The sequence below is a fragment of the Streptomyces sp. NPDC126497 genome, assembly GCF_040302425.1.
Taxonomy (GTDB): domain Bacteria; phylum Actinomycetota; class Actinomycetes; order Streptomycetales; family Streptomycetaceae; genus Streptomyces.
The window spans coordinates 24,696-39,235 of record NZ_JBEORT010000022.1; the positions used below are offsets into that span (position 1 = coordinate 24,696).

A 14,540-nucleotide genomic window follows, 5' to 3' on the forward strand; every position below is an offset into this window, starting at 1 on the left:
CGTCCCCGCCGCCCACCGAAAGGCCCTCCGTGCCTCCGAAACCCGCCCGCATCATCGCCGTCGACACCCGCGACGTCCGGTTCCCCACCTCGCGCGAACTCGACGGCTCCGACGCGATGAACCCCGACCCCGACTACTCCGCGGCCTACGTCGTCCTGCGCACCGACGCCGCCGACGGTCACGAGGGGCACGGTTTCGCGTTCACCATCGGGCGGGGCAACGACGTCCAGGTCGCCGCGATCGAGGCGCTCCGCGGCCACCTCGTCGGACGGTCCGCCGACGAGCTCTGCGCCGACCCCTCCGTCCTGAACCGCGACCTGACCGGCGACAGCCAGCTGCGCTGGCTCGGCCCCGAGAAGGGCGTGATGCACATGGCGGTCGGGGCCGTCGTCAACGCCCTGTGGGACCTGGCCGCCAAGCGGGCGGGCAAGCCGCTGTGGCGGCTGCTCGCCGAGGCCGACCCCGCGTGGCTGGTCCGCCAGATCGACTTCCGCTACCTCACCGACGCCCTCACCCCCGAGGAGGCCCTGGCCCTGCTGCGCCGCGGCCGGGAGGGCGCCGGGGAGCGCACCGCCCTGCTGCTGGAGCGCGGCTACCCCGCCTACACCACCTCGCCCGGCTGGCTCGGCTACGACGACGAGAAGCTCACCCGGCTCGCCGTCCGGGCGGTCTCCGACGGCTTCCGCCAGATCAAGCTCAAGGTCGGCGCGGATCTGGACGACGACCTGAGGCGCTGCCGGGCCGCCCGCGCGGCCGTCGGACCCGACGTGCGCATCGCGGTCGACGCCAACCAGCGCTGGGACGTGGACGAGGCGATCCGCTGGACCACGGCCCTCGCGGAGTTCGACCCCTACTGGATCGAGGAACCCACCAGCCCCGACGACATCCTCGGCCACGCGGCCGTCCGCCGCGCCGTCGCCCCCGTCAAGGTGGCCACCGGCGAACACGCGCAGAACAGGGTCGTCTTCAAACAGCTCCTCCAGGCCGGCGCCCTCGACATCGTCCAGATCGACGCCGCCAGGGTCGGCGGGGTCCCCGAGAACCTCGCCGTCCTGCTGCTCGCCGCCAAGTACGGCGTGCCCGTGTGCCCGCACGCCGGCGGGGTCGGCCTGTGCGAACTCGTCCAGCACCTGTCGATGTTCGACTACGTCGCCCTCACCGGCACCACCGAGGACCGGGTCATCGAGTACGTCGACCACCTGCACGACCACTTCCTCGACCCGGTGGTGATCCGCGAGGGCCACTACGCGGCACCCCTCGCGCCGGGCTTCTCCGCCGCCATGCGACCGGAGTCCCTGGCGCGCTACACCTATCCCGACGGCGGTTTCTGGGCCGCCGACCAGGACACGCGGAAGGACGAGGAGCGGACCGCATGAGCGACTTCGAGGGCCTGACGGCCCTGGTGACCGGCGGCGCCGGCGGCATCGGCCGGGCCACGGCGGACCTCCTCGCGGAGCGCGGCGCCACCGTGGCCGTGCTGGACCTGGACCCGTCGACGGTCGGCGCACCCCTCACCGGACACCGCGCCGACGTCGGCGACGACGCCTCGGTGCGCGCGGCGGTGGCCGCCGCCGTCGACGGCCTGGGCGGCCTCGACGTCCTGGTCAACAACGCCGGCATCGGCGCCCGGGGCACCGTGGAGGCCAACTCCGACGAGGAGTGGCACCGCGTCTTCGACGTCAACGTCCTCGGCATGGTCCGCACCGCCCGCGCCTGCCTGCCGCACCTGCGCGCCTCCGTCCACGCGGCGATCGTCAACACCTGCTCGATCGCCGCCACCGCGGGGCTGCCGCAACGGGCCCTGTACAGCGCCACCAAGGGCGCCGTGTACTCCCTCACCCTCGCCATGGCCGCCGACCACGTCCGCGAGGGCATCCGCGTCAACTGCGTCAACCCGGGCACCGTCGACACCCCCTGGGTCGGCCGGCTGCTCGACGCCGCCGACGACCCGGCCGCAGAACGCGCCGCCCTCGAGGCCCGCCAGCCCACCGGCCGCCTGGTCTCCGCCGCCGAGGTCGCCGGCGCCATCGCCTACCTGGCGAGCCCCCTGTCCGGCGCCACCACCGGCACCGCCCTCGCGGTCGACGGCGGCATGCAGGGGCTGCGGCCGCGTCCGGGGACCCGGTGAACCGCCGCCGGCTCGGCCGCAGCCGGGTCGAGGTCACCGCCCTGGCCCTCGGCACCTCCGGCATCGGCAACCTGTACACCGAGGTCGGCGAGGAGGAGGCGCACGAGGCGGTCGCGGCGGCCTGGCAACGCGGCATCCGCTCCTTCGACACCGCCCCGCACTACGGCCTCGGCCTCGCCGAACGCCGCCTCGGCGCGGCCCTGCGCGACCGTCCGCGCGACCAGTACACCGTGTCCACCAAGGTGGGCCGCCGCCTCGAACCCTCCACCGCCGGCGGCGACGACCTCGCCCACGGCTTCGCCGTCCCCGCCACCCACCACCGGGTCTGGGACTTCAGCGCCGACGGCGTACGCCGCACCCTGGAGGCGAGCCTGGAACGCCTCGGGCTGGACCGCGTCGACGCCGTCTACCTCCACGACCCCGACGACCACGCCGAACAGGCCTTCCGCGAGGGCTACCCGGCCCTGGAGAGGCTCCGCGCGGAGGGCGTCGTCGGGGCGATCGGCGCCGGCATGAACCAGACAGCCCTGCTCACCCGCTTCGTCCGCGACACCGACGTCGACGTCGTCCTGTGCGCCGGCCGCCACACCCTGCTCGACCGGAGCGCCCTGACCGACCTGCTGCCCGCCGCCCTGGAACGCGGCACCTCCGTCGTCATCGGCGGCGCCTTCAACTCCGGCCTGCTCGCGGACCCGCGGCCGGGAGCGACGTACGACTACGGCAGGGCGCCCGCCGAGCTGCTGGAGCGCGCCCTGCGGCTGAAGGAGGCCGCCGAGCGGCACGGCACCACCCTGCGCGCCGCCGCCCTGGCCCACTGCTCCGCCCACCCGGCGGTGGCGAGCGTCCTGGTCGGCGCCCGCTCGGCCGCCGAGGTCCACGACTGCGCCGACCAGTTCGCGGCCCCGGTGCCCACCGCCCTGTGGCGGGAACTGCGCGCCGCGGGCCTGTTGCCGTCCGAGGAGGAGCCGCCGTGATCGTCGACGCGCACCACCACGTCTGGGACCTGTCCGTCCGCGACCAGGACTGGATCACCGGCCCCGGTCTGCGGCCGCTGCGGCGCGACTTCGCCCTGGCCGACCTCGCCCCCGAGGCGAGCGCGGCCGGCGTCGGCCGCACCGTCCTGGTGCAGACCGTCACGGTCCCCGAGGAGACTCCCGAGCTGCTGGCCCTCGCGCAGGCGCACCCCCTGGTCGCCGGGGTCGTCGGCTGGACCGACCTCACCCGCCCGGACGTCGCCGACGAACTGGCCCGGCTGCGGGCGCTGCCCGGCGGACGCCTCCTGAAGGGCGTCCGCCACCAGGTGCAGGGCGAACCCGATCCCGGGTGGCTGCTGCGCCCGGACGTACGGCGGGGACTGGCCGCCGTGGCCGACGCGGGCCTGGTGTACGACCTGGTGGTCCTGCCGCACCAGCTGCCGGCCTGCGTGGCGGCGGCCGCGTCGCTGCCCCGGCTCACCTTCGTCCTGGACCACCTGGGCAAACCGCCCGTGGCCTCGGGCGCCCTGGAACCCTGGGCGTCCGGCGTCCGCGCGCTGGCCGCGCTCCCCAACACCGTGTGCAAGCTCTCCGGCCTGGTCACCGAGGCCGACCCGGCCTCCTGGACCGTCGCCGGCCTGCGCCCGTACGCCGACGTCGTGCTGGACGCCTTCGGGCCCGGCCGGCTGATGTTCGGCTCGGACTGGCCGGTGTGCACCCTCGCGGCGTCGTACGGCGACGTCCTCGCCGCCGCGCGGGCGCTGACCCGCGACCTCGACGCCACCGGACGCCGTCAGTTCCTCGAGACCACCGCCACCCGCGTCTACGGCCTCTGAACGGGCCCCGCCAGCCGGGTCGGCGGCAGGAACTCCCGCACGTACGTCCGCTCCCAGCACGCGCCCGTCTCCCGCAGCTCCCGCCACGTCGTGTAGCGGTAGCGGAAGAGGCGGGCGCGGACGTGCCGGGGCGGCGCGTCCGCGGGGAACGGGGAGCGGCGCAGCAGCCGCAGCGTGTCCCGGTCGTTCTCCAGCAGGCGCTCCACCAGCGCCCCGAACCACGGACTCGCGTACGCGGGCGACAGCGCGGCGAACCACATCAGCCAGTCGAGCCGCAGGTGGTACGGCGCGAACTGGCGCGGCCAGCGCCGCGGATCACCCGGCTTGCCCTTGAACGCGTACTCCCGCCAGTCGCCGTCCTCCCGGGGCACCTCGTCCGCCGTGCCCTCCACGACCACCTCGTAGCGGACCCGGCTGACGCTGCCGAACGCGCCGTAGGTGTTGACCAGGTGCAGCGGGTCGAAGGAGCGGTTCATCACCTGGCGGCGGGAGAGCATGTTGCGGACCGGCCGGTGACTGAGGCCGAGCAGCAGCGCGGACACCGCGAGGACGACCACCACGTACCACAGCGGCGCGTCGGGCGCCGTGGGCGCGTCGACGGGGAACGCGATCACCGGCAGGGCCAGGACGATCGTGACCCAGTTCAGCCACGCGAAGTTCCCGGACAGCACCAGCCACAGCTGGGTGACGATCATCAGCGAGGCGGCGACCGTGGCGACCGGCTGCGGGGCGAACAACAGGAACGGCACGACGAGCTGGGTGACGTGGTTCGCGGCCACCTCGACCCGGTGCAGCGGCTTCGGCAGATGGTGGAAGAACCAGCTCAGCGGTCCCGGCATCGGCTGCGTCTCGTGGTGGTGGTCCAGACAGGTCAGCTTCCGCCAGCACGCGTCGCCGCGCATCTTGATCAGCCCCGCGCCGAACTCCACCCGGAACAGGATCCACCGCAGCAGGAACAGCACCACGACCGGCGGCGCCACCTCGTCGTTGCCGAGGAGGACGGCCAGGAAGCCGACCTCGAGCAGCAGCGACTCCCAGCCGAACGAGTACCAGGTCTGCCCGACGTTGACGACCGACAGGTACAGCGCCCACGGCACCAGCCACAGCAGCATCGCGCCCCACAGCGGAAGCAGCGAGTCCAGCCCCGCGAGCAGTGCCGCGGACACCGCGCAGCCGGCCCAGGCGCACCCCGCGAAGAACCGGTCCGAGTAGTGCCAGTGGAACAGGCTCGGCGACCTCCGGAACGGCACCCGCTCCACGAACCGCGGCACCGGCAGCATGCCGCGCTCCCCGATCAGCGCACGGAACTGCAGCGCCGCCGTCAGGAAAGCGATCAGGTACAGCCCGGCCAGCGCCCGCTGGAAGACCAGCCGGCTCAGCCAGTAGCCGGACGCGGTGAACCACTCCACGGCCCCGCACTCCCTCCTGCCTCGTCCCGCCGGACCCCTGTGACTCTCCGTATACCACCGGGCGGGCCGCGCAGCCCGCGGAGGGGGACACCGACCCCGCCCAGCGGTCGAAGAATCGGGCGAACCCTGACAAAGTAGGCCCATGGTTGATCGGGGAGCGAACCCCCTGTCTCTCCCGGACGACTGGCCGGACCACCCGGACCCGATCCTGGCGCTCAACCGCATGGGCAGTTTCGACTGGGACCTGGACGCCGGGGTGATGCAGATGGACGCCCAGGCGCACGAGATCTTCGACCTGCGTCCCGAGGAGTACGACGACAGGCCCGAGTCCCTGGGGAGCCGGGTGCCGTCCGGCGAGGCCCTGCGCCTGGACACCGTCGTGTCACGGGCGCTGAAGGACGGCAGCGAGAACTACGGCGCCTACTTCCGCGTCCGTCGCCGTGACGGCTCCCTGCGCTGGACCCACACCCAGGGCTACATCCGCCGGGACGGGAGCGGCCGGCCCCGCCGCATCATCGGCATCGTCCGGGACGCCACCCAGGAGCTCGGCGACAGCGAGGCCAGGCGCGAGCAGGCCGCCCAGGAGGACCTCCGCCGCCGGCAGACCAACGTCGTCCAGCTCACCACCGCCGCCCTGGCCCACGCCCGCACCGTGCAGGACGTCATCGACGTCCTCAAGGACACCCACGGCCTCACCCATCTGGGCGCGACCAGCCTCGTGATGGGACTGGTCGAGGCGGGCAGGATCCGGCTCATCGCGGAGGGGCCCGAGGGCAGCTTCATACCCGGCACCGATGTGACCCGGATCGACGAGCCGTACCCGATGAGCGAGGCGGTGCGCACCCTCAGCCCGTGCTTCATCGAGTCCCCGGAGGACTTCGCCGAGCGCTATCCCGGGCTGTGGCAGGGCCTCACCGGGCTGAACATCACCTCGGCGGCCTATCTGCCACTGATCGTCCAGGCCCGTCCCATCGGCGCGATGGGGCTGCTCTACAGCGACCGGCGCGGCTTCTCCGCCGAGGAGCGCAACATCCTCGTCGCCCTGGGCAGCAGCATCTCCCAGAGCCTGCAGCGCGCGATGTTCTACGAGCAGGAGATGGACCTCGCCCAGGGCCTGCAGCAGGCCATGCTGCCGCGCACCATTCCCAGCGTGTCCGGTGCCGACCTCGCCGTGCGCTACCGCGCCGCCTCCATCGGCGGCTCCCTCGGCCGGGACATCGGCGGCGACTGGTACGACCTGATCCCGCTGCCGGGAGGGAGGGTCGGCGCCGTCATCGGCGACGTCCAGGGCCACGACACGCACGCCGCCGCGGTCATGGGTCAGCTGCGCATCGTGCTGCGCGCCTACGCGGCCGAGGGCCACCCGCCGGCCACCGTGATGGCCCGCGCCTCCGCCTTCCTGGACGAACTCGACACCGACCGCTCCGCGACCTGCCTCTACGCCGAGGCCGACCTGTCCACCGGCGTGCTCCAGGTGGTCCGGGCCGGCCACCTCGACCCGCTGGTGCGCCGCACCGACGGCTCCTGCCGGCGCGTCCGGGTCCCCGGCGGGCTGCCGCTCGGCCTGTCCGCGGAGTTCGGGCAGCTCGACTACCCGGTCGGCACGATGGAACTCGACCCCGGCGACACCCTGCTGCTGTGCACCGACGGCCTGGTCGAGCTGCCCGGCGCCGACCTCGACGACGGCATGGAGACCCTGGCGGCGCTGATCGCCGTCGGCCCCGACGACGTGCGCGACCTGGCCGACCGGCTCATCGACGTGGCCGAGGAACGCGGCGGCGGCGACGACGTGGCGCTGCTCCTGCTGCGCCGCCGCGTCCTGGACAGCCCGCGGCCCGGCGGCCGGCTCAAGCAGCGTGTGGCACCCGGCGATCCCCAGGCCCTCGCCGAGGCCCGGCACATGATCCGCGCGACGGCGGGCACCTGGGGCGCACGGGACCGGGCCGACGAGATCGAGCTGGTCGCCGACGAGATGATCACCAACGTGCTGATGCACACCGAGGGCTCCGCGGTCCTCACCCTGAGGGTCCTCACCGAGGGCAGCGAGCGGCGCGTGCGGGTGGAGGTCGAGGACTCCTCCAGCGCCCTGCCGCGCCGCAGGGAGGCGGGCGAGTCGGGCGTCTCCGGCCGGGGCCTGTTCCTGATCGACACGCTCACGGACGTGTGGGGCGTGGAGGCGCGCGGCGGCGGCAAGTGCGTGTGGAGCGAGTTCGTGGTGGCGAAGGCCTCGGCCCCTGCCTGAGCCCGCGCGAACGCCGCGTCCCCGACGCCCGCGGGGCCTCACCGGGGCTTCAGCGTCACCAGGCTCTCGCCCTCCGCCGTACGCACCTCGTAGCGGACGATGTCCTCGGGGTGCAGGGCGGAGCCGCCGAGGACCGTGCTGGGGCGGGCGTCGTGACGGGGCACGCTCCAACTGGTCACCGCCTCCTCGGAGCCGTCCCGGCCGACCACCACCAGACGGCAGGTGCGGGGACCGGCACCGTCCTTGACCTCGATCGCCAGGTTGCTGCCCCAGGCCTCGTCCTCGGTGGTCACCCGCGCCCACACCCCGGACCGCTCGTCGGTCGCCGCGACGCTCACGGCGCTCCCGCCGTGGTCCGGCGCCAGCACCGCGACCGCCGGCCCGGACACCGCGAGCACCACCGAGGCGGCCAGCGCCAGCAGCAGCCGGCGACGCCCCGCGCGGTGACGGGCCGCGACCTGGGAGAGCAGCCGGTCCAGCATCCTCGGACCGGGCTCGGCCAACGGGTGCACCAGCCGCGGGGTGGAACTCCGGTACAGCATCAACTGACGTGCCGCGGGAGCGAATTCGGTCACCTGGACAGCGCACCGGGGGCACTCCGTGAGGTGGTCCTCGAAGCGGAACGCGTCCGCCTCGTCCAGCACGCCGAGCGCGTAGGCGCCGACGTCGCGATGCCTCTCCAGGGACCTCATGCCGAATCCTCGTGCCGTTGGGTGCGGGTGGGGTTGCTCCTTGCTCCCACCGGTACGCACCGGACGGCCGGATCACTCAAGCCACGTGCCGAATCGTGACCAAGGGATTCGGAGCCGACCGGCCCCCGGATCGGTCGGATCGGCGGGGAGTCTAGAAAAGGTGGATGGCGAGGTGACCGAGCGGCAGCCCGAGCTGCCACGCCGGTGTCCACACCTTGGGCCCCTCGTCCTCGCCGGCCGTCGCGCCACCGCCCGGAACCGCGTTCAGGTCGGGCGCGAGCAGCTCCGTCTCGCACAGCCAGCGCCAGGCCTCCCCGGCCAGCTCCAGGTCCGGGTCCCGCCCGTCCCGGCCGGCCGCGGCGGCGTCCGCGGACAGGTCCCGCAGGCGCCCCTGCACCCACTCCTGCCACGGCTGGTCGTGCGCGGTCAGCGACAGCCAGGTCTCCAGCTGGGTGACCACCCGGATGCCGGACAGCTCGCCGTCGGTGTCGGACAGGAAGACGGTCAGCGCCAGCGCGTCCCGGCCGGCCCGGAACTCGAAGGACGTCGGCGGCATCAGATCGCCGCTGCGCAGCAGCTCGTCGGCGATGTACTCCGCGTACAACCAGGCCATGGGGACGGTCGGTTCACCGTCACCGGTGCCGTCCGTGCTCTCTCGACCTCTGTGCAGCATCCCTTCCTGCCTTCCTCCGGTGCGTGCGCGTCGTCCGAACCCGGGCCCCCGGTCCGGAACACGGATGAGGACAGCCGATTACTCAACCGGGGGCGTCGGCAAGGCGCTTTACGGAGGTTTGACTCCGTCTTCGGTTTCACCGCATGTCGGAGGCGTATCCGGGAAGCACCCGACGCAGGGCGCGCAGCGCGTAGTACGCGCGGGACTTCACGGTACCGGGCGGAATGCCGAGGGCCGTCGCGGCTTCCGCCACACTCGCCCCCTGGAAGTACACGAGCACCAGGACGTCACGGTGCTCCGGAGTGAGTGTCTTCACAGCCTCGCGGACATCGAGCGCGGCCGCGGCCCGCTCGGCGTGGTCGGAGGCCACCCGGGCGTTCTCCAGCACGGCGTCCCCGACCTCGGCCGGGCGGGCCTGCCGGGCCCGTCGCGCGTCGATGGCGAGCCGCCGTCCCACGGTGAGCAGCCAGGGCCGCACGGAGTCGAAGTTCTCCGCGCGCAGGGCCTCGGGGTGCTGCCAGGCGCGCACCAGGGTCTCCTGGACCAGGTCCTCCGCGCGCTGCCGGTCCCCGTCGCAGAGCCGGAGCAGCAGCGCGAAGAGGGGCCGGCCGTGCTCGCGCTGCAGTGCGGCGAGCTCGTGCTCGGCGGTCGTCCCGTTCATGAGTGTGGTTCCGGCCGTCATGGCCGTATGGCAACGCACGGCGCGACGCGGGGACAGAGCGCGCACAGGAGCGTGCGGCGGACGGTCGATCGCGTCGACGAACGGTTCGACGAACGGTCGAGGAGGCCGTTCGCGCACGCCGGACGGCCCCGACCGGGCGCTCGCCCGGGGCGCCGGGGTGCGGTCGGTGCGCGACCGCATCCGGAAGGTGGTGCTGAGCCGGGGTGCCGCGCGGGGACGGGCTCGTGATGGGGGAGTGAGGGCCGTCAGCCGAGGTCGACGTGGTCGAGCGCCTCCAGCAGTTCGCCCAGCACCCGCAGGCAGGCCGTCACGTCGGCGTCCGTGAGGCCACCGCCGACCTCCCGCAGGAGCAGGTGCTCCCGCTCCAGGACGGCGGTGATCGCGGCGGAGCCCCGCTCGGTCGGACGGATGAGCGACGACCGGCGGTGGGCGGGGTTCGGGACGGCCTCCACCAGGCCCTGCGCCGCGGCGTCGTTCACCATGCGCTGTACGAACTGCCGGCTGATCGCCTGCGCCCTGCCCATCTGCGGCACGGTCATCGGCCCGTTGCGGTGCAGCAGGGTCAGTACGGCGCGTACGCCCACGGAGAGGCCGTCGGCGGTCAGGCCCTGCTCCACGCTGCGCTGGGCGCGCCGGTAGAGGGGGCCGACCAGGTCGTACACCTCGGTGAGGCGCCGGCCGAGCTCGTCCGGGGGGAGGGGTGCGTCGCTGTCCGTCATCCCGCCATCATGACACCCTGGTTGCCAAGTCCGAGCAAGAATGACACCTTGGTTGTCATGAATGGTGCTTCGGATCTGTCCTTCTTCCCCTCCGCCGACGGCGATCTCGCCTATCTCGACACCGGCTCCGGCGATCCGGTGGTCCTGCTGCACTCCGGCTTCGTCGACCACCGGGCCTTCGACGCCCAGATCCTGGCCCTGGCCGCCGAGTACCGGGTGATCGCACCGGACGTCCGCGGCCACGGTGCCTCGGCCAACGCCACCGCGCCGTTCCGCTGGGCCGACGACCTCGCCGGGCTGCTGCGCCACCTGGACACCGGCCCGGCCGTGCTCGTCGGCGTGTCGATGGGCGGCGCCATCGCCACCGACACGGTGCTGGAGTACCCGGAGCTGGTGCGCGCCGTGGTGGTCTGCGGCGCTGCCACCAGCGACTTCCAGTACACCGACCCCTGGGTCCGCCGGGTGCTGGCCGAGCAGGCCGCGGCCCTGGACGCGGGTGACGTGGAGGGCTGGCTCACCGCGTTCCTGCGCTACCTGCCCGGTGAGCACCGCACCGCCGCCGACATCGACCCGGACATCCTGGGCCGGCTGCGCGGGATGGCCCTGGGCACCCTCGCCAAGCACACTCCGGACGAGGAGAACCACCACGTGCCCCTGACCGGCGCCCGGGCCCGCGTCCCGGAGATCGACGTGCCGGTGCTGACCGTCAACGGCGCCCTCGACGCCCCCGACCTGATCGCCGAGGCGGAACGGTTCGCCGCCACCGTCCGCGACGGCCGCTCCGTGATCATCGACGGCACCGCGCACTACCCCAACCTGGAGCGGCCCGAGGAGCTGAACAGGATCCTGCTGGACTTCCTCCGCTCCCTCTAGTCCCGCTGACGCCGCGCCAGCTCCGAATGCCGGCGGGAGTACCCGAAGTAGACCACCAGCCCGGTCGCGAACCACACGGCGAACCGCGCCCAGGTCTGCCACTGCAGGAACGTGATCAGCCAGAGGGAGAAGACCACGCCCACCGCCGGCACCACCGGCATCCACGGCGTGCGGAAGGTGCGCGGCAGCTCCGGGCGCCGGTAGCGCAGCACGATCACCGCCGCGCACACCACCACGAACGCCAGCAGGATCCCGATGTTGGTGAGTTCGGCCGCCTCGCCGATCGGCAGGAACCCGGCGATGGCGGCCGACGCCACCCCGACGATCCAGGTGACCCGGGTGGGCACGTGCCGGGTCGGGTGAGTCCTGGCGAACCAGCGGGGCAGCAGTCCGTCGCGCGACATCGAGAACCAGACACGCGTCACCCCCAGCATGAACGTGAACATCACCGTGAGGATGCCGATGACGGCGCCCACCGCGATCACGTCCGCCAGCCCGCTCAGCCCCACCGACTTGAACGCGGTGGAGAATCCGCTCTCCGGGTCGATCTCCCGGTAGTCCTGCATGCCCGTCAGCACCAGGCAGGCGGCCACGTACAGCACCATCGAGATGATCAGCGAGTAGACGATCGCCTTCGGCATGTGCCGCTGGGCGTCCTTGGACTCCTCGGCCGCCGTCGACATCGCGTCGTAGCCGAAGACCGCGAAGAACACCGTCGCCGCACCGGTGAACGCCCCGCCGACCCCGTAGGGGAAGAACGGCTGGTAGTTCGCCGTGTCGATGTGGAACAGGCCGACCGCGATCACCAGCAGCACCACCAGCACTTTCAGTACCACGACCACCGTCTCGAACCGGGCCGCGTTCTTGATGCCGAGGTTCAGCAGGGCGGCGATCAGCAGACACAACAGGGCCGCGAACAGGTCGACGCGGTGACCGTCGCCGGTGCCGGGGGCGCCCAGCATCCAGGTCGGCAGATCGGCGCCCACCTCGTTGACCAGGAAGCCGAAGTAGCCGGAGATGCCGATCGCGACCACCGCCACGATCGCCGTGTACTCCAGCAGCAGGTCCCAGCCGATGAACCAGCCGACCAGCTCGCCGAGCACCGCGTACCCGTACGTGTAGGCCGAGCCGGCCTTCGGGATCAGGCCCGCGAACTCCGCGTACGACAGCGCGGCGGCGGCGCTGGCGACACCGGCGATCAGGAAGGAGAGCAGCACCGCGGGTCCGGCCGTGCCGTTGGCGACCGTTCCCGCGAGGGTGAAGATGCCGGCGCCGATGATGCCGCCCACACCGATCGCGGTGAGCTGCCACAGACCGAGGGTGCGCTCCAGCCGGGTGCCCTCGCCGGCTTCCGTCGTCTCGATGTGCTCGATGGGTTTGCGGCGGAGAATTCCCTCGCCCATGCGGAGCCGGGCCATGCGTCTCACCTCTTCGCGGCGGGCAAACGGCTGACGGCGGATCATGATGCCGCTGTCCCGCCGCCGACGGAAGACACCACGCACACCGCGGGCACATCCGTACAGGACCACGGCACCACCGCCACCGGCCGGCCCGGGCGCACCGCGACCGGGCCGGCGAACCGGCGCACCGGCCTCCCCGCGCCCGTCGGGGCCCGTCGCCCCGCGCTGCGCCGGTCGGGTGAAATCGTGCCGCCGCACCGGTGTCGCCGGGGTGCGCCGGTCCTCGGCGGGGCGACTGATGAGTCATGCAGAAGGATCAGTTGCTCACCCGGCGCCGGGCGCTGCTCGCCGGCGTCGTCTCCCTGGGAGCGGCCGGTGTGGCCGCGGTGTTCGCGCCGGGTATCGGGTACCGTGCCGCGCCCGCGCCGCCGCCGGCCGCCGGCGCCCGGGCGGCCCGCCGCCCGCTCAAGCCCTCCGAGTACCGCCTGCGGCCCCTGACCGGCTACGGGCCCCCGCACACCCCGCGCGGCGGGACGCCCGTACGGCGCGAACCGCTGCTGCGCGTGCCCGGTCACGGCCGCGCCGTGGTGCTGAGCTTCGACGACGGACCCGACCCCCGCTACACCCCGCACATCCTCGACATCCTGGCCCGGTACGAGGTGCGGGCGATGTTCTTCGTGTGCGGGGAGATGGTGGCCCACCAACGGGACCTGGTGGCCCGGATGACCGACGAGGGGCACGTGGTCGGCAATCACACCTGGTCCCACCCCCTGCTCACCCGGCTGCGGAGCGGCCGTATCCGCTCCGAGATGGAGCGCACCAGCGACGTCGTCGAGCAGGCCTGCGGCGAACGCCCCGAGTGGTTCCGCGCGCCCTACGGCGCCTGGAACCGCGCCACCTTCCGGATCGGTGCCGAGCTGGGCATGGAACCGCTGGCCTGGACGGTCGACACCCTCGACTGGACCGAGCCCGGCACCCGCACCATCGTCGGCCGGGTGGAGGACGGCGCCGCCCCCGGCGTGGTGGTGCTCTCGCACGACGCCGGGGGCGACCGCTCGCAGAGCGTCCGGGCCCTGCGCGCCTACCTGCCCGGACTGCTCGACTCCGGGTACCACGTCACCGTGCCCCGCCGGCAGTACGTCTGAACGGTCCCCGCCCGCCCGGGCACGGGTCCGCTCAGCGGACCTCGGCCAGGCGGGCGAAGACGACCACGTTCCCGTCGTAGCCGTTCTGCTTGGAGAAACCGCCGCCGCAGGTGATGACCCGCAGTTCCGCGGCCCCCTTGGAGGCGTAGACCCGGTCGCCGGGGAAGTCGTTCTTCGCGAAGACCTCGATGCCGTAGATCTCGAACACGGCGGTCTTCCCGTCCCCGCGGGTGATCTCCACGCGGTTGCCCTTCTTCAGCGCCCCGAGCCCGTAGAACACGGCCGGCCCCTGCGCGTTGTCGACATGGCCGACGACGACCGCCGTGCCCTTCTCGCCCGGGGAGACGGCACCGGTGAACCAGCCCGCCAGATTGGGGTCCTGGGGCGGCGGCGCGTCCACCCAGCCCTCCGCGTCCAGGCCCACCGGGACGAGGGGCGCGTCCACCTGGATCCCCGGGATCACGACCCGGTCCGGGACCGCGTACGGCAGCGGGCGCACCACGTCGGCCGTGATGCCGCCGGGCGCCCTGCTGTCGGCGGCGGCCGCGCCGGCCGGCTGCGGCGGGCCCACGTCGAACTCCCCCGAACCGTTCCGGATGAGCGCGAGGCCGGTCAGCAGGACCAGCGCTATCACACCCCACGGGGCGCGCTTCCTCCGCCGTACCTCCCATTCGGCTTCGGCCGGCTCGAAAGCAGACATTCGCCTTCCCCTCTCGACACGGCCGTCGCCGTACCACTCGCGCATGACGAAAACGCTAGATGCCGCA

14 protein-coding genes are annotated in these 14,540 nt (G+C 73.3%); 7 read left to right on the forward strand and 7 right to left on the reverse strand.

The features are described 5' to 3' along the window. The first annotated feature begins 29 nt into the window (after nt 1-29). The 4 genes from ABTY20_RS13115 to ABTY20_RS13130 are packed head-to-tail and all read left to right on the forward strand — an operon-like array spanning nt 30 to nt 3,938. Nucleotides 30-1,376: an enolase C-terminal domain-like protein gene (locus ABTY20_RS13115; protein ID WP_351997065.1), complete on the forward strand. Its 1,347-nt coding sequence runs from the start codon at nt 30-32 to the stop codon at nt 1,374-1,376. Further along, complete coding sequence (locus ABTY20_RS13120) at nt 1,373-2,128, forward strand: SDR family NAD(P)-dependent oxidoreductase (RefSeq protein WP_351997066.1); 756 nt, start codon at nt 1,373-1,375, stop codon at nt 2,126-2,128. Before ABTY20_RS13115 ends, ABTY20_RS13120 begins: the two co-directional genes overlap by 4 nt. Next, entirely contained in the window at nt 2,125-3,102 is a 978-nt protein-coding gene (locus ABTY20_RS13125; RefSeq protein ID WP_351997067.1) for an aldo/keto reductase, read from the forward strand. The genes ABTY20_RS13120 and ABTY20_RS13125 overlap by 4 nt, the downstream gene beginning before the upstream one ends. After that, a complete protein-coding gene (locus ABTY20_RS13130) occupies nt 3,099-3,938 on the forward strand; it encodes an amidohydrolase family protein (RefSeq protein ID WP_351997068.1) in 840 nt (279 codons plus the stop codon). Before ABTY20_RS13125 ends, ABTY20_RS13130 begins: the two co-directional genes overlap by 4 nt. Here ABTY20_RS13130 and ABTY20_RS13135 read toward each other — a convergent pair. Further along, a complete protein-coding gene (locus tag ABTY20_RS13135; protein WP_351997069.1) occupies nt 3,926-5,347 on the reverse strand; it encodes a lipase maturation factor family protein in 1,422 nt (473 codons plus the stop codon). The two genes, ABTY20_RS13130 and ABTY20_RS13135, sit on opposite strands and share 13 nt — an antisense overlap. 142 nt (nt 5,348-5,489) lie before the next feature. Here ABTY20_RS13135 and ABTY20_RS13140 point away from each other — a divergent pair, with 142 nt between their 5' ends. Next, on the forward strand, nt 5,490-7,589 hold the full coding sequence (locus tag ABTY20_RS13140) for a SpoIIE family protein phosphatase (RefSeq protein WP_351997070.1): 2,100 nt from the start codon (nt 5,490-5,492) through the stop codon (nt 7,587-7,589). 38 nt (nt 7,590-7,627) lie between these two features. On the opposite strand, the gene ABTY20_RS13145 is transcribed toward ABTY20_RS13140, so the two are convergent. The 4 genes from ABTY20_RS13145 to ABTY20_RS13160 form a co-directional block, all read right to left on the reverse strand. Beyond that, nucleotides 7,628-8,281, reverse strand: coding sequence for a zf-HC2 domain-containing protein (locus ABTY20_RS13145; protein ID WP_351997071.1), 654 nt, complete (start codon nt 8,279-8,281; stop codon nt 7,628-7,630). 151 nt (nt 8,282-8,432) lie between these two features. After that, entirely contained in the window at nt 8,433-8,954 is a 522-nt protein-coding gene (locus ABTY20_RS13150; protein WP_351997072.1) for a hypothetical protein, read from the reverse strand. Between the two features lie 136 nt (nt 8,955-9,090). Continuing rightward, a complete protein-coding gene (locus ABTY20_RS13155; protein WP_351997073.1) occupies nt 9,091-9,636 on the reverse strand; it encodes a sigma-70 family RNA polymerase sigma factor in 546 nt (181 codons plus the stop codon). Between the two features lie 245 nt (nt 9,637-9,881). Beyond that, nucleotides 9,882-10,355, reverse strand: a complete 474-nt coding sequence (locus tag ABTY20_RS13160; RefSeq protein WP_351997074.1) for a MarR family winged helix-turn-helix transcriptional regulator — start codon at nt 10,353-10,355, stop codon at nt 9,882-9,884. 57 nt (nt 10,356-10,412) lie between these two features. Between ABTY20_RS13160 and ABTY20_RS13165 the strand changes: the two genes are divergently transcribed. Further along, on the forward strand, nt 10,413-11,228 hold the full coding sequence (locus tag ABTY20_RS13165; RefSeq protein ID WP_351997075.1) for an alpha/beta fold hydrolase: 816 nt from the start codon (nt 10,413-10,415) through the stop codon (nt 11,226-11,228). Here ABTY20_RS13165 and ABTY20_RS13170 read toward each other — a convergent pair. Beyond that, nucleotides 11,225-12,646, reverse strand: coding sequence for an amino acid permease (locus ABTY20_RS13170; RefSeq protein ID WP_351997076.1), 1,422 nt, complete (start codon nt 12,644-12,646; stop codon nt 11,225-11,227). The two genes, ABTY20_RS13165 and ABTY20_RS13170, sit on opposite strands and share 4 nt — an antisense overlap. 287 nt (nt 12,647-12,933) lie before the next feature. On the opposite strand from ABTY20_RS13170, the gene ABTY20_RS13175 reads away from it, so the two are divergent. After that, nucleotides 12,934-13,773: a polysaccharide deacetylase family protein gene (locus ABTY20_RS13175; protein WP_351997077.1), complete on the forward strand. Its 840-nt coding sequence runs from the start codon at nt 12,934-12,936 to the stop codon at nt 13,771-13,773. 31 nt (nt 13,774-13,804) lie between these two features. Here ABTY20_RS13175 and ABTY20_RS13180 read toward each other — a convergent pair whose 3' ends face one another. Next, nucleotides 13,805-14,473, reverse strand: coding sequence for a class F sortase (locus ABTY20_RS13180; RefSeq protein WP_351997078.1), 669 nt, complete (start codon nt 14,471-14,473; stop codon nt 13,805-13,807). Between the last annotated feature and the right edge of the window lie 67 nt (nt 14,474-14,540).

Excerpts from the sequence above, each read along its gene's own strand:
- ABTY20_RS13160 (WP_351997074.1), bottom strand. The coding sequence starts at position 10,355 with ATGACGGACAGCGACGCACCCCTCCCCCCGGACGAGCTCGGCCGGCGC.
- ABTY20_RS13155 (WP_351997073.1), bottom strand. The coding sequence starts at position 9,636 with ATGACGGCCGGAACCACACTCATGAACGGGACGACCGCCGAGCACGAG.
- ABTY20_RS13150 (WP_351997072.1), bottom strand. The coding sequence starts at position 8,954 with ATGCTGCACAGAGGTCGAGAGAGCACGGACGGCACCGGTGACGGTGAA.
- ABTY20_RS13175 (WP_351997077.1), top strand. The coding sequence starts at position 12,934 with ATGCAGAAGGATCAGTTGCTCACCCGGCGCCGGGCGCTGCTCGCCGGC.
- ABTY20_RS13180 (WP_351997078.1), bottom strand. The coding sequence starts at position 14,473 with ATGTCTGCTTTCGAGCCGGCCGAAGCCGAATGGGAGGTACGGCGGAGG.
- ABTY20_RS13170 (WP_351997076.1), bottom strand. The coding sequence starts at position 12,646 with ATGGCCCGGCTCCGCATGGGCGAGGGAATTCTCCGCCGCAAACCCATC.
- ABTY20_RS13165 (WP_351997075.1), top strand. The coding sequence starts at position 10,413 with ATGAATGGTGCTTCGGATCTGTCCTTCTTCCCCTCCGCCGACGGCGAT.
- ABTY20_RS13145 (WP_351997071.1), bottom strand. The coding sequence starts at position 8,281 with ATGAGGTCCCTGGAGAGGCATCGCGACGTCGGCGCCTACGCGCTCGGC.
- ABTY20_RS13120 (WP_351997066.1), top strand. The coding sequence starts at position 1,373 with ATGAGCGACTTCGAGGGCCTGACGGCCCTGGTGACCGGCGGCGCCGGC.
- ABTY20_RS13140 (WP_351997070.1), top strand. The coding sequence starts at position 5,490 with ATGGTTGATCGGGGAGCGAACCCCCTGTCTCTCCCGGACGACTGGCCG.